10 protein-coding genes are annotated in these 21,572 nt (G+C 36.0%); all 10 read left to right on the forward strand.

Annotated features, from left to right (window positions below; all coding sequences use genetic code 11):
- The first annotated feature begins 26 nt into the window (after nt 1-26).
- The 10 genes from NJT12_RS01530 to NJT12_RS01575 all read left to right on the forward strand — a co-directional run bounded on the left by NJT12_RS01530 (nt 27) and on the right by NJT12_RS01575 (nt 21,435).
- Entirely contained in the window at nt 27-3,188 is a 3,162-nt protein-coding gene (locus NJT12_RS01530; protein ID WP_271334167.1) for a DUF6298 domain-containing protein, read from the forward strand.
- A gap of 138 nt (nt 3,189-3,326) precedes the next feature.
- Entirely contained in the window at nt 3,327-4,718 is a 1,392-nt protein-coding gene (locus tag NJT12_RS01535) for a glycoside hydrolase family 140 protein (RefSeq protein ID WP_271334168.1), read from the forward strand.
- Nucleotides 4,719-4,946: 228 nt separating this feature from the next.
- Nucleotides 4,947-6,515 carry a glycoside hydrolase family 28 protein gene (locus NJT12_RS01540; RefSeq protein ID WP_271334169.1) on the forward strand — a complete coding sequence of 523 codons (1,569 nt, stop codon included), beginning with the start codon at nt 4,947-4,949 and terminating at the stop codon, nt 6,513-6,515.
- Between the two features lie 61 nt (nt 6,516-6,576).
- The gene (locus tag NJT12_RS01545; protein WP_271334170.1) at nt 6,577-7,494 is read left to right on the forward strand and encodes a glycoside hydrolase family 43 protein; all 918 of its coding nucleotides are present in this window, start codon (nt 6,577-6,579) and stop codon (nt 7,492-7,494) included.
- 157 nt (nt 7,495-7,651) lie between these two features.
- A complete protein-coding gene (locus tag NJT12_RS01550) occupies nt 7,652-9,517 on the forward strand; it encodes a six-hairpin glycosidase (protein WP_271334171.1) in 1,866 nt (621 codons plus the stop codon).
- A 238-nt stretch (nt 9,518-9,755) separates the two neighbouring features.
- Nucleotides 9,756-12,506 carry a glycoside hydrolase family 78 protein gene (locus NJT12_RS01555; protein WP_271334172.1) on the forward strand — a complete coding sequence of 917 codons (2,751 nt, stop codon included), beginning with the start codon at nt 9,756-9,758 and terminating at the stop codon, nt 12,504-12,506.
- Between the two features lie 170 nt (nt 12,507-12,676).
- Complete coding sequence (locus tag NJT12_RS01560) at nt 12,677-14,095, forward strand: alpha/beta hydrolase family protein (protein ID WP_271334173.1); 1,419 nt, start codon at nt 12,677-12,679, stop codon at nt 14,093-14,095.
- Between the two features lie 166 nt (nt 14,096-14,261).
- Complete coding sequence (locus NJT12_RS01565; protein WP_271334174.1) at nt 14,262-16,727, forward strand: glycoside hydrolase family 95 protein; 2,466 nt, start codon at nt 14,262-14,264, stop codon at nt 16,725-16,727.
- A 186-nt stretch (nt 16,728-16,913) separates the two neighbouring features.
- Nucleotides 16,914-18,482: an MGH1-like glycoside hydrolase domain-containing protein gene (locus NJT12_RS01570; RefSeq protein ID WP_271334175.1), complete on the forward strand. Its 1,569-nt coding sequence runs from the start codon at nt 16,914-16,916 to the stop codon at nt 18,480-18,482.
- A 196-nt stretch (nt 18,483-18,678) separates the two neighbouring features.
- Nucleotides 18,679-21,435: a glycoside hydrolase family 78 protein gene (locus NJT12_RS01575; protein ID WP_271334176.1), complete on the forward strand. Its 2,757-nt coding sequence runs from the start codon at nt 18,679-18,681 to the stop codon at nt 21,433-21,435.
- Nucleotides 21,436-21,572 lie beyond the last annotated feature (137 nt).

The raw sequence follows: 21,572 nt of genomic DNA on the forward strand, positions 1-21,572 counted from the left end.
TAAATTACAACAAAAAATATTTTAAAGTGAATTTCAGCAAACGACAAAAAATAAATTCTCTTCAAAAGGACAAACTGTTTTTGTTCTGTTTCGTTTTGTTTTTAATTGCAAATATAGGAACAGCACAAACCTCGTTCCCGGATATCATCAAAACCAAAGAAGGAAAACTTTCTTTTACCACTGACAATAAAGGAAACCAAATTCCTGATTTTTCTTATGCAGGATACATGGCATCTGAAAAAGCGATCCCAAATCTTGAGAATAAAATTTTTGTACCAAAACAAGAAGAAGATGCTACCCAAAGAATTCAGGCAGCGATAGATTATGTAAGTAATCTTAAACCAAATAAATCTGGTTTTCGAGGCGCCGTACTTTTAGACAAAGCAACTTTTAAAATCAGTGGGACTTTATATATCAGAAAATCAGGAGTTGTTTTACGAGGAAGCGGAAATACTGAAAACGGAACTATTTTTTTAGGAACCGGATTGAAACGAGAAGCCGTAATTCGGGTTTTAGGAGTTGATGATAAAAAGCTCGGTGAAACTTTCGAATTTAATACAAATTATACGCCACTCGGGACAAAAATAATTCAATTAAAAAACACCTCAAAATTAAAAACATCAGATGAAATTATCATCACTAAACCCTTAACTGCAAATTGGATTAAGGAATTAAAAATGGATGATTTTGGAGCAGAAACAGGTTGGATTGGATGGAAAAAAGACGATTGGGATATTTCGTGGAGCAGAGTTGTAACCAAAATCAGTGGTAATGAAGTAACATTAAATGCTCCGTTGACCATGACTTTAGATGATGTTTACGGAACAGCAAAAGCAACGTCTTATTCCTGGACAGGAAGAATCGAACAAATCGGAATCGAAAATATCCTGATGAAATCGACTTATGATCAGTCAAATCCAAAAGACGAAGAACACAGATGGTTCGGAATTAGCATCGAAAACACAAGAAATGCCTGGGTAAGACAAGTTAATTTCAAGCATTTTGCGGGAGGTGCAGTTTCGTTATTAAAATCGGCACAGCAAATTACAGTTGAAGATTGTATTGCAACGGAACCCATTTCTGAAATCGCAGGTTTTAGACGACATACTTTTTATACAGAAGGCCAACAAACTTTGTTTCAGCGTTGTTACTCAGAAAATGGTTACCACGATTTTGCAGTAGGCGGATTTGGAACAACAGGTCCAAATGTGTTTATTCAGTGTGAATCGTTTATGCCCTTCAATAATAGCGGAGCAATTGGTAGTTGGGCGACAGGCGTATTATTTGATGTTTCTTATGTAGACGGTCACGCTTTAAGTTACAACAACAGAGAACAAAACGGCAGAGGAGCGGGATGGACGGCTGCCAATAGTGTTATTTGGGAAACTTCGGCATCTAAAATAGAATGTTATAATCCGCCAACAGTACAAAACTGGGCTTTTGGAGTCTGGGGCGGAATCATGGCTGGCGACGGTCACTGGAAAGATGTAAACAATCATATTTCGCCAAGAAGTTTATTCTATGCACAATTAGAAAACAGATTGGAAAAACTTCCTGTAAATCCTCACATTTATGATTTAGGTTCAGAACCCTCATCAAGTCCTACAGTAGAAGTGGCGCAGGAATTGACTAAAAATTCAGTAGCTCCAAAAGAAAATTTAGTAGAATGGATTGCAGAAGTTTCAAAATCGAATCCAATTGACATCAACAATTCAGGACTTAAAAATGCAAATGATTTAAAAATAAATTCGGTACAAAATAGTACTTCAGATAATAAAGTAGTTACAAAAAACGGCTGGCTTACTTATGACAACAAAGTAATTGCCGGAAATAGATTAAGCGTGCCATGGTGGCGAGGAAGCCTGAGAGATAGTGATATTTCTAAGTCATTACCGGATATTACAAGATTTGTTCCCGGTAGAACTGGTACAGGATTTACAGATAATATCAACGAAGTTGTAGGTTATTTAAGTGCTAATAATATGGTCGCCTTAGAACATAATTATGGTTTATGGTACGAAAGAAGAATGGACGATCACGAACGCGTTCGCCGTTTTGATGCTGATGTTTGGCCACCATTTTATGAGCAGCCATTTGCACGAAGCGGACAAGATTTAGCCTGGGATCAATTGAGCAAATACGATCTGACAAAATTTAATAGTTGGTATTGGGATCGTCTCGCACTTTTTGCTGATTTAGCAGAGGCGAAAGGACAATTGTTAGTCAACCAACAATATTTTCAGCATAATATTATAGAAGCCGGAGCACATTGGTCAAGTTCACCATGGCGTTCAGCAAACAACATAAACAATACAGGTTTTCCGGAACCGCCGCCTTACGCAGGAGACAAACGTATTTTTATGGCAGAACAGTTTTATGATGTTACAAATCCTGTTAGAAGAAAATTGCACGAGGGGTTCATCAGAAAATCGTTGGAGAATTTTCAAGAAAACAGCAACGTAATTCAGCTGACAAGTGCAGAATTTACAGGACCACTTCATTTTATGCAATTTTGGTTAGATGAAGTTCAAAAATGGAAAGACGAAACAGGTAAAAAAGCAATCATTGGTTTAAGCGCTACAAAAGATGTTCAGGATGCAATTTTGAATGATGCCAAAAGAGTAAAAACAGTAGATGCAATTGATATTCGTTATTGGTATTATAAAGAAGACGGAACAGCATATGCACCGCAAGGAGGTCTGAATTTAGCACCAAGACAACACGCCAGAAAATTAAAAACCGGAAAAGAAACAGACGATCAGGTCTATCGCGCTGTTCGTGAATATCGCGAAAAATATCCTGAAAAAGTGATTTTGTATTCAACAGATGGATCTCCAAAATTTGGATGGCCGGCATTGATGGGAGGAGCCTCTTTACCTAATATTCCAAAAATAGAACTGCCTGCATTTTATTCCGCTTTAAGCGAAATGAAATTAGTAGAAGGAAATACGTTTTCAGACAAGCTATGGACATTAGAAAATAAGGGAAAAAGTTATCTTTTTTATGCGAAGAATCCACAAGATATTTCAATTGATTTGTCAGGTTACAAAGGTACTTTCGAAGTATATGAAATTAATGCTACAAAGGGAACTTTCATTAAAAAAGCAAATATAAACGGAGGAAAACAAGTAACAATTCCACAAGCCGAAATCAAAGAAAAAGTACTTCTTATAGTGAAGAAGAGATAGCCACAGATTTTGCATATTAAAAAGATTAAAAATTAAAAATAAATCTGCGAGAGAATTTAAAGACAAAGCTTGGAAAATCCATTAAATCAGTGAAATCTGTGGCAAAAAAATAACAACACAATTCAAAAACAAACCAAAATGAATCTGAAAATTAAATATTTATACGCCCTAAGTATATTCTTTTTGTTGACAGCACAAATCGGACATTCTCAATCTCAAAATCTGCCGCAGCCTAAAGTATCTAAGAATCAACATTATTTTGTAACCGGAGATGAAAAACCATTTTTCTGGTTAGGAGATACAGGTTGGTTAACTTTTGGAAAATTAGACAGAGCGGGAGTAGATAAGTACTTTAAAGACAGAAAAGAGAAAGGATTTAATGTAGTTCAGGTAATGGTTTTGCATACTCTCAATGTGACAAATGTTTACGGCGATATGGCTTTGATTAACGAAGACGTTTCTAAGCCTTTGATTACTGCCGGAAATAACTTCAAAAATCCACAGGAATATGATTATTGGGATCATGTTGATTATACTTTAGAGGTAGCTCAGAAAAATGGCATTTATGTTGCCATGGTTCCGGTTTGGGGAACAAACGTTGCAAAAGGAAATAAAGTAAGCAAAGAACAAGCTACAGAATATGCGAAGTTTTTAGCCAATCGATATAAAAACAGAACCAATATTATCTGGTTAAACGGAGGTGATACGCACGGAAACGAATTTATGGACATTTGGAATGCGATCGGGAGTACTTTAAAAACCAATAATCCGGATCAGTTAGTAACATTTCATCCTTTTGGAAGAACAGATTCATCTGAAAATTACCATAATGCAAAATGGTTAGATTTCAACATGTTTCAGTCAGGACATCGTCGTTACGATCAGGATACTTTACCAAATAGTTTCAAAGAAGACAATTATAAATTCGTTCAAAGAGATTTAACCCTAAAACCCATAAAACCAACACTTGATGGAGAACCGTCTTATGAAGGAATTCCACATGGTTTACACGATACGCTACAACCAAAATGGACAGATAATGATGTAAGACGTTACGGTTATTGGTCAGTTTTTGCAGGAGCTGCAGGATATACTTACGGACACAATGCCGTAATGCAAATGTTCAGAAAAGGAGATAAACCAGCTTACGGAAATAAAGAATTATGGACATCTGCGGTTAATGCGCGCGGAGCAAAACAAATGATATACATTAAGAAATTAATGTTAGGTTTTCCGTATTTAGAAAGAGTTCCGGATCAATCATTAATTGCCAATCAAGGAGAAAAATATGATTATCTAATTGCAACAAGAGCAAATAATTATGCACTGATTTACACATACACCGGTAGAAAAATTGCGCTTAACATGGCAAAGATTACCGGAGATAAAGTAACTGCAAGCTGGTACAATCCAAGAAATGGAAAAGAAACAAAAATTGGAATCGTAGAAAATAAAGGAATCCAGGAATTTCAGCCATTGGGAGATAAAAAAGATGGTAATGACTGGGTGCTTATTTTAAGATCAAAGTAACCACAATCTTGTCATACCGAGGAACGAGGGATCACACACGAAATTCGACAAAGGTTGACCATTAAGTAATAACCACGATCTTGTCTCCCGAGGGACGAGGGATCTGCTCAATCTGCGAGAAAAAATATTGCACTCAGATTTAAAAAAGATTTAAGCAGCTCCCAAAGATTTTTAATTATAGATCTGCCAAAATCAGCAAAATCTGTGTGAAACCAAAAAACATAAACAATGAAAAATATACTAATAATACTCTTCTTCATTACCGGACTTAACACCACTTTCGCAAATGACGGCTGGTTAAACATCCTAAACGAAGGAGGAAATAACAAAGGAGTAAAATGTACAGAAGCCATTCAGAATGCTATCGAAAAAGCATCTAAAAATGGCGGTGGAACCATCTTTTTTCCTGCCGGAGAATATTTGACAGGAGCTTTAAAATTAAAAAGCAATATTACCATTCATTTAGATTCAGGAGCACTTTTGAAATTCTCAGACAATTTTGATGATTTTTTACCTTATGTAGAAATGCGTTACGAAGGAATTGTAATGCAGTCTTTTTCTCCATTATTTTATGCGAAAGATGTAGAGAATATCACTATTAAAGGAAGAGGCGTAATCGACGGACAAGGTAAAGCGTGGTGGAATGAGGTGTACCGAATTGAAACGGCTAAAGGACCAATTCCGTTAACGAAATACCAGAAAATGTGGGAAGAACAAAACAAAGGAATTGTTTATTCTGATTATTATAAAAGAACGATCGACAAAAAGTTTTTCAGACCTTCTTTCTTTCAGGCCTATAATTGCAAAAATATTTTAATCGAAGGCGTTACATTTCAAAATTCTCCTTTTTGGACTATAAACCCGGAGTTTTGTGATAATGTAACCGTTACAGGGATTTCAATTTTTAATCCACATTCTCCAAATACAGACGGAATCAATCCTTCTTCTTGTAAAAACGTTCACATTTCGAATTGTCATATCAGCGTTGGGGACGATTGTATTACGATCAAATCAGGAAGAGACGAAGATGGTCGTAAATACAACAGACCAACGGAGAATGTTACGATTACCAATTGTACGATGTTAAGTGGTCACGGTGGTGTTGTTATTGGAAGCGAAATGTCGGGTGGAATTAAAAAAGTAACGATTTCTAATTGTGTTTTTGACGGAACAGATCGAGGAATCCGTATCAAAGCCGCTCGTGGTCGTGGTGGTGTTGTAGAAGATATTCGTGTTGATAATATTGTCATGAAAAACATCAAAGAAGAAGCCATTGTGTTGAGTCTTTTCTATGATAAAGATACCAAAGTAGAACCCGTAACTGAGAAAACCCCTATTTTCAGAAATATTCACATGAGTAATATTACGGGTTCGAACGTAAACAAAGCCGGACAAATTTTAGGAATTACCGAAATGCCAATTCAAAATATCACTTTTTCTAATATTAATATGGACGGAAAAGAAGGTTTTACAGTAAGCACAGCAACAGATGTTGAATTTCATGATGTAAAAGTAAATGCTTCAATTGGTTCTTCTTTTAAAATATCCGATTCCAAAAATATCATTTTAGACAATGTAGGTTCATCAACACCACTAAAAGGAGTTCCGGTAATTAAGTTAGATAATGTATCTAATATGATGATCAATAATAATTTTCCGTTTAATGCAACGGATGTTTTCATTGAAGCAAACGGAAAAGAAACAAAAAATATTTTCCTGAAAAATAATGTGTTTAATAATGTAAATACAATTGTAAAAAAAGGAAAAGATCTGGATAAAAAAGCCATTACAGAATAAAAATTGGAGAGTCAATTTTGTCAAATTTTCGAACTTTGACAAAGTTTAAACGAGATACAACATGAAAAAAATAGCCTTCATCATAACCCTTTTTGTTTTTGCGATAAGTTATTCACAGAAAAAGAAAGACATTTATCTTTTTACATCGTTTAGAGAACCGGCAACAGCAGGTTTGTATTTGGCTTATAGTGAAGACGGTTACAACTGGAAAGGTCTTGAAGGATCATTTTTGAAACCCGAAATTGGAGCCAGCAAAATAATGCGCGACCCTTCGATAGTAAGAGGCGGAGATAATACGTACCACATGGTTTGGACAACAGACTGGAAAGGCGGAAACGGTTTTGGATATGCCAGTTCTAAAGACTTGATCCATTGGTCAAAACAGGAATATATTCCCGTGATGAAAAACGAGCCGGAAGTAGTAAACGTTTGGGCACCGGAAATTTTCTATGACGATGTCAAAAAAGAATACATCATTATTTGGGCATCTACAATTCCGTTCCGATTTGAAAAAGGAATAGAAGAAGAGAAAAATAATCACCGAATGTATTATGTAACTACAAAAGATTTTAAGACTTTTTCAGAAGCCAAATTATATTATGATCCGGGTTTTAGCGTCATAGATTGTGTGATTGTAAAGAAAGGAAAGAAAGATTATGTTTTGGTTTTAAAAGATAATACAAGACCAATGCGTAAAATTGAAGTAGCATTTGGAAAATCACCTTTAGGACCATTCAGTAAAAGATCAGAACCCCTGACAGAGTATCTATCAGAAGGCCCGACAGTGGTTAAAGTGGCGGAAAAATGGTTGTTGTATTATGATAATTACGGCTCAAAAAATTATAAAGCATTAAGTACTTCAGATTTTGTTCATTTTGAAGATGTATCATCAAAAATAAGTCTTCCGGAAGGGCACAAACACGGAACGATTACCACGATTTCTGAAGAAGTTTTAAAAGGACTAGTTGAAAAGAAATAATTAGAAAATAAATTTCATGCAGATTTAAATGGATTAAGGCAGATCAGGCACATTTTTAATTTTCAATCTGATTAAATAAAATAAAAGCAGGTTAAAAAATGATCTGCAAGAATCAGCTAAAATCTGTAAAATCTGCGTGAAATAAAAAATATAAACAATGATTGCTTTCCAAAATATAAAAACCAACCTCGTAACCACAGCCACAATTCTATTGATTTGTGCCGCTGTAAATGCCCAGAATGATACCGTGCGTTATGTGGGTAAAACACTTTCAAATATCGATTATCATCACGGTCAATTAAGTCCGGCTGTTGGAGTTCACGCCACGCAAATTATGCGCGCCAGCCGTGAACATCCTGAAAAAGCAGATGGTTTTGGCTGGACCTACAATCACCAGCCAACAATGGCGTATTGGAATAATACCTTTTATCTTCAGTATCTGAGTGATCCTGCAGGAGAACATATTCCGCCAAGTCAGACCGTGATCATGACTTCAAAAGATGGTGTGACGTGGAAAATGCCAAGAGTTATTTTTCCTATTTATCATATTCCGGATGGATGGAAAAAAGACGGTGTAGAAGGTGTTGCCAAAAATCTGGATGCGATTATGCATCAAAGAATGGGTTTTTATACCTCCAAAGATAAACGACTTTTTGCTCTTGCCTATTACGGAATTGCAATGGATGAAAAAGACGATCCGAATGATGGAAAAGGAATTGGACGTGTCATTCGTGAAATCAAAAAAGACGGAAGTTTTGGTGAAATTTATTTTATCAGATACAATAAATCATGGGATAAATCAAAATCAGCTTTTCCATTTTACACACAGGCAAAAGACAAAGGACTTAAAAAAGCCTGCGAAGAAATTCTTTCAGATCCTTTAATACTGCAGCAATGGGTTGAAGAAGCGGATCGTGATGACGAATTAATTCCGTTAAAGAAACCTTATAAAGCTTTAAGTTCTTATCATTTGCCAAACGGAGACGTAGTAGGTTTATGGAAACATGCTTTAACTTCAATCAGTAAAGATGGTGGAAAATCCTGGGAATATATGCCCGTTCGCGCTCCTGGTTTTGTGAACAGCAACGCGAAAATCTGGGGACAAAAAACATCAGATAACCGTTATGCAACCGTTTATAATCCATCAGAATATCGCTGGCCTTTAGCGATTTCAACCAGTGATGATGGATTAAATTACAAAGATTTATTACTGGTTCACGGCGAAATAAGTCCGATGCGTTACGGTGGAAACTACAAATCTGCCGGCCCGCAATATGTAAGAGGAATTTCTGAAGGCGACGGAACTCCGCCTGACGGAAAATTGTGGGTAAGTTATAGTGTCAATAAAGAAGATATTTGGGTAGCTTCGATTCCGGTTCCGGTTGTTGCTAAAGTTACAGAAGACGTAAATGATATTTTTAATGAACTTCCTGACGGACAAGAATTAAAACTGTGGAATACCTACGATTTATCCTGGGCTTCAACCAAAATAGAGAAGAAAGCAGACGGTAAAAAATGGCTGACTTTAAGAGATCAGGATTATTTTGATTATTCCCGTGCAGAACGCGTTGTTCCGTTTGCTGAAAAAATGGAAGTAACTTTTATCGTTAAACCAGAACAAAACAATCACGGTTTATTACAGATTGAATTTCAAAACAAGCAAGGATTACCGGCTGTAAGACTGACTTTTGATTCAGATGGACAATTAAAAACAAAAAACGGAGCCCGCTCGAATACCATTGCAAAATACGAAGCAGGAAAAGAATATAAAGTAACATTGAAGCTGAATGTCAAAACACGTTCATACACTATAAAAGTAAATAACGAGAAAGAATCAACCAGAATTTTTTACGCTCCGGTAGAAGGTTTTGAACGAATTATGTTTCGAACAGGTGAACAGAGATATACACCAAATCCTGATACGGCACCGGACACAGACGATTATGATGATCTGCCACAAACCGGAAAATTAATTCCCGAAGCGGTATTTAATATCCAATCGTTGATTACAAAAAGAAATTAAAAATTGAGAATTAAAAATTAAAAAAAATATAGCCACAAATTACACGAATTTGCATAAATGATTTTTTTTGCAGATTTTAAAATTCGGGAAATTGGTGTAATTCGTGGCAAAAAAAGAATTCTGATAAAAGAGACCTGCTAAAGAGAAGACAATAAAGCAAATAAAAAAATCTGTTTTTATCTGCGTCTTTACGAAGTAAATCCGTGTTATCCGCGTTTAAAAATCTCAACAATAAAAAATGAAGAATTTCAAAAATATAATAGTAGCAATTTGTCTTTTAGTAACCCTGGTTTCTAAAGGGCAAATTTTGCCAGTACATCTAACAACAGAAATGGCTCAGAATCCAGTAGCGGTGGTTCAAAATCAGCAACGATTAAGCTGGCAGTTGGTTTCAAAAGAATCCGATGCATCACAAATAGGCTATCAAATTTTGGTTGCTTCATCAGAAGAAAAACTAAAAATTGACCAAGGAGATATCTGGAATAGTGGAAGAGTAAATTCTAATAAAAATTTACAGATAGTTTATGGTGGAAGCCTTTTAAAAGCTGAAACCAAATATTTTTGGAAGGTTAAAGTATGGAATCAGGCAGGCAAAATTTCTAAATGGAGTTCAACCGCATCTTTTAGAATTGCCCCTTTAGACGAAACATTAAATCCAACCTGGATTGGAGCCATTACAAAGGCCAACAGCCATTTACCGGAAGGAAGAAATTTTCATACGGCCACGTTTAACAGACAAAAAAAAGATGCTATAATTAATGCTTCAGATTCTTTGTCGCGCAGAAGTATTATGCTTCGAAAACCATTTACAGTTGCTAAAGAAATTAAGGAAGCGGTAGTGTATATTTCCGGTCTGGGACATTATGAATTAACGATTAACGGAAAGAAAATAGGCAATAGTGAGTTTGCTCCTTTATGGACAGATTACGACAAAACTGTTAATTATAATACGTATGAGTTAAACGCGAAAGAACTAAAAAATGGCGAAAATGTAATTGGTGTTCTTCTGGGAAATGGAATGTACAATACACTTGCTGAACGATATACCAAGTTTTTTGTAAGTTTTGGTCCGCCAACTTTATTTTTGAAAATGAAAGTGGTTTACAAAGACGGTACCGAAGATATTATTAAATCTGATGAAAGCTGGAAATACAGCAAAAGCCCAATAACGTACAATAGTATTTTTGGGGGAGAAGATTATAATGCCAATTTAGAACAAAAAGGCTGGAACGAAACCGGATTCAATGATTCTAGTTGGAAGAAAGTAGTTGTTCAGGAAGCACCAAAAGGAATTTTAAGAGCACAAACAGCACCGCCAATTACGATACAGAAACAATATAATGTTGCATCTGCAAAAGAATTGAAACCTAACTTTTATGTTTTTAACATGGGTCAAAATCTTTCAGGATTTACCACTATAAAAGTAAAAGGAAAGAAAGGTCAAACCGTTCGTGTTTGGGTAGGCGAAAGCTTAAATGATGATGGAACTGTAGGACAGGGAAGATCCGGAAAACCTTATTATTATGACTATACTTTAAAGGGTGGAGGAATAGAAGAATGGCAGCCAAAATTCAGCTATTACGGTTTTCAATATGTGCAAATTGAGAATATCAATTATAAAAAGACCAAAGATCAAAATCTACCGACATTAGTAGATTTAAAATCGAAATTTATTTATAATTCGGCAGGAGAAGCAGGAACTTTTGAATCTTCGAATGCCATTTTTAATAAAACACATGAATTGATAAACAACTCCATAAAAAGTAATTTTCAAAGTGTTTTTACTGATTGTCCGCAACGAGAGAAATTGGGTTGGTTAGAAGAAATTCATTTAAACGGACCGGGATTAATGTTCAATTATAATCTTGAAAGTTATATTCCGGCAATGATGCAAAACATCTCAGATTCGCAAAGAGAAAATGGTTTAATTCCAAGTATTGTTCCAGAATATGTTGTTTTTGGTGGCGATTTTACTGATTCTCCGGAATGGGGTGTATCGGGAGTAATTCTGCCATGGATATATTATCAATATTACGGTGATGCTTCGCTAATTGAGAAATATTATCCTGTAATGAAAAAATATGTCGATTATTTAGGGACAAAAGCAACTAATCATATTGTTTCGCACGGTTTAGGCGATTGGTACGATTACGGAACTCATGCTGCAGGGTATTCTAAAAATAGTCCTATTGCCCTTTCTGCAACTTCTCATTATTTCTATGGAGCAAATTTGGTAGCAAAAGCAGCGAAATTATTAAATAAAACAGATGATATCGCTACATACGAAACACTGACTTCTGATATAAAAAATGCTTTCAACAAGGAATTTTTCAATGTTGAAACCAAACAATACGGAACAAATAGTCAGTTTAGTAATGCCGTTCCCGTTTATATGGATATCGTAGAACCGCAATATAAAGCTGCTGTAATGCAGAATTTATTAAGTGATATAAAAGCAAAAGGCGACCGATTGACAACAGGAGATGTTGGAAACCGTTATTTATTTCAGGCTTTGGCTCAAAATGGAGAAAACGAAACGATGTATAAAATGAACAATCATTATGATGCGCCGGGTTATGGTTTTCAGATAAAATTTGGTTTAACCACTTTAACCGAGCAATGGGATCCAAGAAAAGGAAATTCATGGAATCATTTTATGCTGGGACAAATTGAAGAATGGTTCTATCAGAGTTTAGCCGGAATTGTTGCTGATCCGGAAAAACCGGGTTTCAAACATTTCTATATTCAGCCTGAAATTGTAGGCGATATGACTTTTGTAAAAGCAACGTACCAATCTATTTACGGAGTTATTACATCAGCCTGGGAGAAAAAAGATGGGAAGTTGATTTTGAAAATTGAAATTCCTGTCAATACTTCGGCAACAGTAAAATTGCCGGTTGATAAAAATTCAGAAATAAAAGTAAATGGAAAATTGACAAAGAATTTAAATTTTGGATCAGGAAAATATACAATAGAATACAAAATATAAATGGCACACGGATGACAGGGATTCGCTAAAGCGAAGAAGCGGATAAAAACCGATTTTTTAATTTTTAAATATGGCAAGCTGAATAAAAAATCCATTTTTATCTGCGTTTTTACGAAGTAAATCCGTGGTATCCATGTTCAAATCTATGTTAGTTAATACACAATACAACCATGAAAATAAAACATATTTATATATTAGTTTCAATTTTTGCATTGACAATTTCAAATGCACAAATAACATCTGATGAGAACTTTAGAAAACCCGTTTCAGAAACATTAAAAAAAATCGAAACAGCTTTTCACGTTACGATAAACGACGACCGAGGTTTACTAAAAGGAAAAGAACTGGACTATGCCGATTGGAGAATCGAACCGGGAAATCTGGCAATTTCACTCACCAATATTCTGGCTCCTTTTGAATTGATGTACTTCAAACAACCGGATGGAACTTACATCATTAGAAAATATGAAAATCACAAAGTATCGGTTGATAAAGGAAAAGAACGTCTGGCTTATTTAACCACTTTATATTCGAATGTAACTGAATGGGAAGCACGTAAAAAAGAAATAAAAGCGTGTATGATAACGTCTTTTGGTTTGGATAAAGCACCACCGATGCCAAAATCAAAACCTATTCTGACTCCAAAAAGAATTTATAAAGATTATAGTATCGAAAATATTGGTTTAGAAATCCTACCGGGTGTTTACGTTACAGGCTCGATTTACAGACCTTATCCTTTCAATAAAAAAGCTCCGATTATCTTAACGCCTGACGGACATTTTGGTGACGGAAGGTATCGAAAAGACGAACAATATCGTTGTGCAATTATGGCAAAAATGGGTGCCATTGTAGTGAGTTATGATTTGTTTGCCTGGGGAGAATCATTGCTTCAATTTCCCGAAGAAACACATAGAAATAGTATCGCTTCAACCGTTCAGGTTTTAAGCGGAATCAGATTATTGGATTATTTGGCAACAACAAAAAATGCTGATATGTCAAGAGTTGGCGTGACCGGAGGTTCTGGTGGAGGTTCGCATACCATGTTTTTGGCAGCTTTAGACGATCGAATTACAGTTTCGGCTCCGGTGGTGATGGTTTCTTCGCACTTTTCTGGCGGTTGTCCGTGCGAAAGTGGTCGTGGTATTCACCTTTGTGGAAACGGAACCAATAATGCCGAAATCTCTGCAATGATGGCACCAAAACCACAATTAATAGTTTCTGACGGAAAAGACTGGACATTGGCAGTTCCGGAACTTGAATTTCCTTTTATTCAGCGAACGTACGAATTATACGGAAAGAAAGATCTTGTAGAAAATGCTCATTTTGCTAAAGAAGGACATGATTTTGGAGTTTCAAAACGTATGGCTTTGTATCCGTTTATGGCAAAATATTTAGGATTGGATTTGAATAAGGTAAAAAATGAAAAAGGCGAAATCGACGAATCGACTTGTGTAATTGAACCCAAAGAAAAAATGTTTGTTTTTGGAGATAAAGGCGAAAAATTTCCAGCCAATGCTTTAAAAGACATCAACAAATTGTATGAGATGTTTGGGGAGAAGAATAATAAAATTTACGAGGTTAAGAAATAAAAGAAAGTTGCCACGAATTTCACGAATTAACACGAATTAAAATTTTTGACACAGATTAAAAAAGATTTACGCGATTCTTTAAATAATAAATCCAAATAATCCTTTTAATCTGTGGCTAATAATGATAGTGTGAATTAGTGTAATTCGTGGCGAAAAAAAAATTTATATGAAGTTAAGAAATAAAATTACCTCGATTTGTGTTGGAATTTTTTCGTTTGCTGCAACAGCGCAAAACAACAGCGACCTAAAACTTTGGTACGATAAACCTGCTGCAATCTGGAACGAAGCTTTGCCTTTGGGTAATGGTCGTTTAGGGGCAATGGTCTTCGGCGATCCTGCGGTTGAACGTTTACAATTGAACGAAGAAACGATTTGGGCGGGTTCTCCAAACAGCAACGCCCATTCGAAATCATTAAAAGCTTTACCAATTGTAAGACAGTTAATTTTTGACGGAAAATTTGATGAAGCGCAGGAATTAGCTACTCAGGATATTATGTCGCAAACCAATGACGGAATGCCTTATCAAACTTTTGGGAGCGTTTATATTTCGTTTCCGGGACATCAAAAATATTCGAATTACTACAGAGATTTAGATATTGCAAATGCTACTGCAAAAGTAAAATACACGGTGAATGGCGTTGAATTTACCAGAGAAATTCTAACCTCATTTTCTGATCAGGTAATTGTGGTGAAACTTTTGGCAAGTCAGCCGGGTCAGATTACAGCGAATGTTTTTATGAACAGTCCGCTTGATAAAACGGTTTCGGGAACAGAAGGCGATCAAATTTTATTATCCGGAATTGGAAGCAATTTCGAAGGTGTAAAAGGGAAAGTGAAATTTCAGGGACGTTTAATTGCCAAAAATAAAGGCGGAGAAGTTTCAGCCAGCAACGGAATCATTAGTATCAACAAAGCAGATGAAGTGACGCTTTATATTTCGATTGCAACAAATTTTAAAAATTATCAGGATATCAGCGGTGATGAAATTGCGAAAAGCAAAGACTATTTGGCTAAAGCCGAAGTAAAAGATTTTGCCACTATTAAAAAAGATCATGTTTCCTATTATCAGAAATTCTTCAATAGAGTTTCTTTCGATTTAGGAACAAACGAAGCGGCGAAGAAACCAACAAACGAAAGAATCAGGGATTTCTCAAAACAATTTGATCCGCAATTGGCGAGTTTATATTTTCAGTTTGGTCGTTATCTTTTGATTTCGAGTTCACAACCTGGCGGTCAGCCAGCTAATTTACAAGGGATTTGGAACGATATGGTAACGCCTCCATGGGACAGTAAGTACACCACAAACATAAATGCTGAGATGAATTACTGGCCGGCAGAAGTAACGAACCTTTCAGAAATGCATGAACCGTTTATTCAAATGGCAAAAGAGTTAAGCGTGACAGGAGCCGAAACAGCAAAAATAATGTACAATGCAAAGGGTTGGGTTTTGCATCATAATACTGATATTTGGCGTGTAACTGCTCCGGTTGATTATGCTGCATCCGGAATGTGGCCAACAGGTGGTGCATGGGTAAGTCAGGATTTATGGGAAAGATATTTATACACAGGAGATAAAAATTATTTAAAGGAGATTTATCCGATAATAAAAGGCGCAGCAGATTTCTTTTTAGATTTCATGATTATCGATCCCAATACAGGTTATCTGGTGGTTGTTCCTTCAAGTTCTCCTGAAAACACGCATGCTGGCGGAACAGGAAAAGCAACAATTGCATCGGGAACCACGATGGACAATCAGTTGATTTTTGATTTGTTTACGCACGTTATCGAAGCTTCAAAATTGGTTGCTCCAGATGAAGCTTACGCCAAAAAAGTAAGTGAAGCTTTGGCTAAAATGCCTCCAATGAAAGTAGGAAAGCACAGTCAGTTACAAGAATGGCAGGAAGATTGGGACAATCCGGAGGACAAACACAGGCACGTTTCGCATTTGTACGGTTTGTTTCCAAGCAATCAGATTTCGCCAATTGAAACACCGGAACTGTTTGAAGCTACAAAGAATTCACTGAATTACAGAGGAGACGAATCTACAGGTTGGTCAATGGGATGGAAAGTCAATTTATGGGCAAGATTGTTAGACGGAGATCATGCTTATAAACTATTACAGGATCAATTGCATCTGGTTACGGCAGAACAAAGAAAAGGCGGCGGAACGTATCCGAATATGTTAGATGCGCACCAACCGTTTCAAATTGATGGAAATTTTGGATGCACAGCCGGAATTGCCGAAATGCTAATGCAAAGTCAGGAAGATGCGATCCTCTTATTACCGGCTTTACCAAGTGTCTGGAAAGACGGTAGTATAAAAGGTCTGGTGACCAGAGGCGGTTTTGTAATCGATATGAGTTGGAAAAACAATAAAATTTCGACTTTAAAAATTTACTCAAAACTAGGAGGGAACTGCAGATTGAAATTAGAAAATATACTAAAAGCAGATAAAGGAATTTATATTAAAAAAGCAAAGGGAAAAAATCCTAATCAATTATTTTATGATGTCGAAGTAAAGAAACCAATTATATCAGATCATGCGAATTTGAAGAAAGTGGTTTTACCAAAATATAATATATATGATGTTCAGACAAAAGCAGGACAGACGTATACCTTTTACGGGAATTAGAATTATCCTAACAGGTTTTTAAAACCTGTTAGGTATAGATTGATAGTGTAGTTTGTAGTGTGATTTCTCCCTCCGGTCGAAATGACAAAACAATGGGAATAGGCATTAGTTGTGTGAAGAACAAACAGCCCGATTCGCCGCAGCGAAACACACCCAAAGAATAAGTTTTTAAATAATAATTAGAATATGTTACACCATTTCAAATACAAAATAATAGCTTTCCTAATCTTGATTTCAGCCTTAAATATAGGTTGTAAATCAGGCGTAAATCAGTCTCAAAAAGGAACTTCGGTGGTTTTGAATCCCGCAAATTTCAAACATTACGTTGATTATTTCAATACAATGGAAGATGAGAATTTAAAATTTGCGATTCCGAATAACAGTGCCTGGGGTTGGATGGAGAAAAATATCCCGTTGTTTGAGTGTCCGCAGCAAAATTTTGAGGAGATTTATTATTTTAGATGGTGGAGTGCACGAAAACACATCAAGAAAACACCTCAGGGATATGCGATTACAGAATTTTTGGTAGATCGTTCGTATGCTGATAAATACAATATGATTAGTTGTGCTTTGGGGCATCACATTAACGAATTCAGATGGTTACACAATCCGGAATATTTGGAGCAGGATGTACATTTATGGTTTAGGGGAAATGATGGTAAACCCATGAAAAAACTCAGAACTTTTAGCAGTTGGACGGCGGATGCTTTGTACAATCGCTATTTAGTGAATAAAGATGATAAATTTTTATTGGATATGTATCCTGATCTGGTTGCCGAATATGCCGCTTGGGAAGGTGATAGAAAACGTAAAGACGGTTTGTTCTGGCAGTTTGATGTTAAGGACGGTATGGAAGAATCATTGAGCGGAGCCAGAAAATTTAGAAATGCACGCCCAACGATCAACAGTTATATGTTTGGAAATGCTGCAGCTTTGGCTAAAATAGCCAAGCTGAAAGGAGACACTAAACAAGAGAATTATTTTGAGGCAAAAGCCGATACATTACAAAAATTGGTAGAAACAAAACTGTGGAATGCTAAAAGTGAATTCTTCGAAACGTTTACAGAAAAAGATACTTTGGCACAGGTTAGAGAAGCGATTGGGTTTATTCCGTGGTATTTTAATCTGCCACAGAAAGACAAAGGATTTGAAAAAGCTTGGGAACAAATTAAGGACGAAAAAGGATTTTCGGCACCGTTTGGATTAACAACCGCGGAGAGAAGAAGTCCGCGTTTTAGATCACACGGAACAGGAACTTGTGAATGGGATGGTGCGATCTGGCCTTTTGCGAGTTCTCAGACTTTAACAGCATTGGCGAATGTCTTGAATAATTACGATCAGAATTTTGTTGCTAAGCCGGATTATTTCAAACAAATGAATCTGTATGTAGAATCGCAATATTATCGCGGAAGACCTTATTTGGGCGAATATCTGGACGAAACGACTGGATATTGGTTAATGGGTGACAAAGAAAGAAGTCGTTATTACAATCATTCGACTTTTAATGATTTGATGATTACAGGATTGGTAGGTTTACGACCAAGAGCAGATGAAAAAATTGAAGTAAATCCGTTGATTCCACAAGACAAATGGGATTGGTTTTGTCTGGATAATGTTTTATATCATGGCAATATTGTTACGATTCTTTGGGATAAAACAGGAGAAAAGTATAAAAAAGGAAAAGGTTTCAGGATCTTTAAAAACGGGAAGGAAATTGCGGTTTCTGAGAAGTTGGAGAAATTGGTTTCTGAATAAATATTGGCGAACGGGTTTAATGAATTAAGCAGATTGACACAGGTTTTATTCTCATTTTGTGTCATTGCTCTCAGAGATTTCTCGTTCATCTAAATGACAAACCAAATCGAAAATAAAATAAAATTCGCAATAATCTGTTTGATCGGTTAAAATCTGCAGGCAAAGAATCAACGCATTACATACTAAAATACAACTTATGAAAAGGTTTTTTTTACATACAACATTCATCATTTTAACCCTGATTTCAATTTCGGCGAAAGCCCAAAACAAAATCGGCGTTACAAATTTGCAATGCGAAATGCTCAGCAATCCGGAAGGAATTGATGTCGTTCAGCCACGATTGAGCTGGCAAATAAATGCGAATGTTAGTGATGTAAAACAGACCGCATATCAGATTATTGTGTCTTCGACTTTAGAGAATCTGAACGCGAATAAAGGTGATTTATGGGATACTGGAAAAGTACAAAGCAACGCATCTGTCAATATTATTTATAACGGAAAACGACTGGAAAACCGTCAAAATGCTTTTTGGAAAGTGATTCTCTGGACGAATAAAGGTGAAATTCAATCAGTAGATAAAGCTCATTTTAGTATGGGTATCATGAATTATGCTGACTGGAAATCAACACGCTGGATTGGGTACGAAAAAGCTTCTGCAGGAGATAGTATATCTCAATATTCTAAATTATCAGCAAGATATCTTCGAAAAGAAATCAACTTAAAAAAACAAGTTAAAAGTGCCAAAGTCTACATCATGGGAATGGGATTATATGAGTTGTACATTAACGGAAATAAAATTGGTGATCAGGTTTTGGCGCCTGTTCCTACGGATTATACAAAGAATGTAAAATATAATGTTTTTGATGTGACTTCTCAACTTAAAGAAGGTAAAAATATGTTAGGAACGATTTTAGGAAATGGACGTTTTTTTACGATGCGTCAGGATTTTAAACCGTATAAAATCAAAACTTTTGGTTATCCAAAAATGGCTTTGCAATTGTATGTTGAATATACAGATGGAACAAAAGAAGTAATCAGAACGGATGATACCTGGAAAGTAACCACAAATGGACCCATTTTATCTAATAATGAATATGATGGAGAGGAATACGATGCCCGCAAGGAATTGAAAAATTGGAACACCACCAATTTTGATGATAAAAATTGGTTTCAGGCAGAATATGTTCAGGAACCGGGCGGTTTTTATGAGGCGCAAATGACACCTAATATGAAAATTATGGGTGAGGTAAAACCAATTTCGATCAAACAAACGCCTAAAGGAACTTATATCTTGGATATGGGACAGAATATGGTAGGTTGGCTGCAATTGAAGGTAAAAGGTAAAAGTGGCGACAAAGTGATTTTGAAATTTGCCGAATCCTTGCAAGCAGATGGTTCTTTGTATATCGAAAATTTACGTGACGCCAGAACAACAGATGTTTATACTTTAAAAGGCGAAGGCGAAGAAATTTGGGAACCAACTTTTGTTTTTCACGGTTTTAGATTTGTCGAAGTTTCAGGATTTCCGACGAAACCAACGCTGGATAATTTTGTTGGAAAAGTAGTTTACGACGATATTAAAACGACCGGAACTTTTGAATCTTCAGACGCTGTGATGAATCAGATTTTCAAGAATGCCTATTGGGGAATAAGTGGCAATTATAAAGGGATGCCAATCGATTGTCCGCAGCGAAACGAGCGTCAGCCCTGGCTTGGCGACAGAACAACCGGAGCTTATGGCGAAAGTTTTTTATTCGATAACCAAACTTTATACGCAAAATGGCTGGATGATATTAAAAATGCACAAACGGCAGATGGCGGAATTCCGGATGTTGCACCGGCTTTCTGGCGGTATTATGGCGATAATGTAACCTGGCCCGGAACTTATATTACGGTTGCTGAAATGCTGTACCAGCAATTTGGCGATAAAAAAGTAATTGAAAAACATTATCCGTCGATGAAAAAATGGGTGGTGTATATGGAACAGAATTATTTGGTTAAGGATTTAATGACCAAAGATAAATATGGAGATTGGTGCGTTCCGCCGGAATCATTAGAATTAATTCACTCGAAGGATTCAGCAAGAACTACCAATGGCGAATTAATTGCCAGTGCTTTTTATTATCATTTACTGCAAAAAATGAAAAAGTTTGCTACTATAAATGGAAATAATTCAGATGATATTCAATATTATGATTCACTTTCTGAGAGAGTGAAAACGGCTTTTAATGTGAAGTTTTTCAATGCTTCTAAAAACAATTATGCCAACAATACGGTAACAGCAAATTTGCTTCCATTAGCTTTTGGAATGGTTCCTGAAAATCTTCAGTCGAAAGTATTTGAAAATATTGTTCATGAAGTCGAAGTAACCTATAATGGTCATATTAGTACCGGAGTTATTGGGACTCAGTTTTTAATGCGAACCTTATCTGAGTACGGAAGACCAGATTTGAGCTATAAACTGGCTTCGAATGATACTTACCCAAGTTGGGGTTATATGGCAAAGAATGGTGCAACAACAATCTGGGAATTGTGGAATGGAAATACTGCTGATCCTAAAATGAATTCTCAAAATCATGTGATGTTATTAGGCGATTTACTGATTTGGTATTACGAGAATATTGCCGGAATCAAGAGCAATCCTGAAACTCCGGGGTTCAAACAAATCATCATGAAACCAGATTTCGAAACCGGATTAACCTTTGTGAATGCTTCTTACGAATCGATTCACGGAACGATAAAGAGTAACTGGAAGAAAACTAAAAATAATTTGCAATGGAATATTACGATTCCTGCCAATACTTCGGCAATAGTTTATTTGCCTTCAACGAAAGTTTCAGCTGTAACTTTAGACAATAAAAAGTTAGATAAAACTGCGGTATCTTATAAAGTAGAAAACAATAAACTTATTCTGATATTGCCTTCTGGTTCTTATGTTTTAAATGTAAAATAGTAATAGCAGCACTTAAGCGCATATAATCTTGCTTCAGATCTTTGTCAAAGTTTAAAATTTTGACAAAGATTTTTGCTATTGTCTGGTCTGCCATTGTTAAAAAACGCAAAAAGTATCCCATTTAAAAAAAATTCGGG

It is taken from the genome of Flavobacterium azizsancarii (genome assembly GCF_027980145.1).
Lineage (GTDB): Bacteria > Bacteroidota > Bacteroidia > Flavobacteriales > Flavobacteriaceae > Flavobacterium > Flavobacterium azizsancarii.

Excerpts from the sequence above, each read along its gene's own strand:
- NJT12_RS01535 (WP_271334168.1), top strand. The coding sequence starts at position 3,327 with ATGAATCTGAAAATTAAATATTTATACGCCCTAAGTATATTCTTTTTG.
- NJT12_RS01540 (WP_271334169.1), top strand. The coding sequence starts at position 4,947 with ATGAAAAATATACTAATAATACTCTTCTTCATTACCGGACTTAACACC.
- NJT12_RS01545 (WP_271334170.1), top strand. The coding sequence starts at position 6,577 with ATGAAAAAAATAGCCTTCATCATAACCCTTTTTGTTTTTGCGATAAGT.
- NJT12_RS01550 (WP_271334171.1), top strand. The coding sequence starts at position 7,652 with ATGATTGCTTTCCAAAATATAAAAACCAACCTCGTAACCACAGCCACA.
- NJT12_RS01555 (WP_271334172.1), top strand. The coding sequence starts at position 9,756 with ATGAAGAATTTCAAAAATATAATAGTAGCAATTTGTCTTTTAGTAACC.
- NJT12_RS01560 (WP_271334173.1), top strand. The coding sequence starts at position 12,677 with ATGAAAATAAAACATATTTATATATTAGTTTCAATTTTTGCATTGACA.
- NJT12_RS01565 (WP_271334174.1), top strand. The coding sequence starts at position 14,262 with ATGAAGTTAAGAAATAAAATTACCTCGATTTGTGTTGGAATTTTTTCG.
- NJT12_RS01570 (WP_271334175.1), top strand. The coding sequence starts at position 16,914 with ATGTTACACCATTTCAAATACAAAATAATAGCTTTCCTAATCTTGATT.
- NJT12_RS01575 (WP_271334176.1), top strand. The coding sequence starts at position 18,679 with ATGAAAAGGTTTTTTTTACATACAACATTCATCATTTTAACCCTGATT.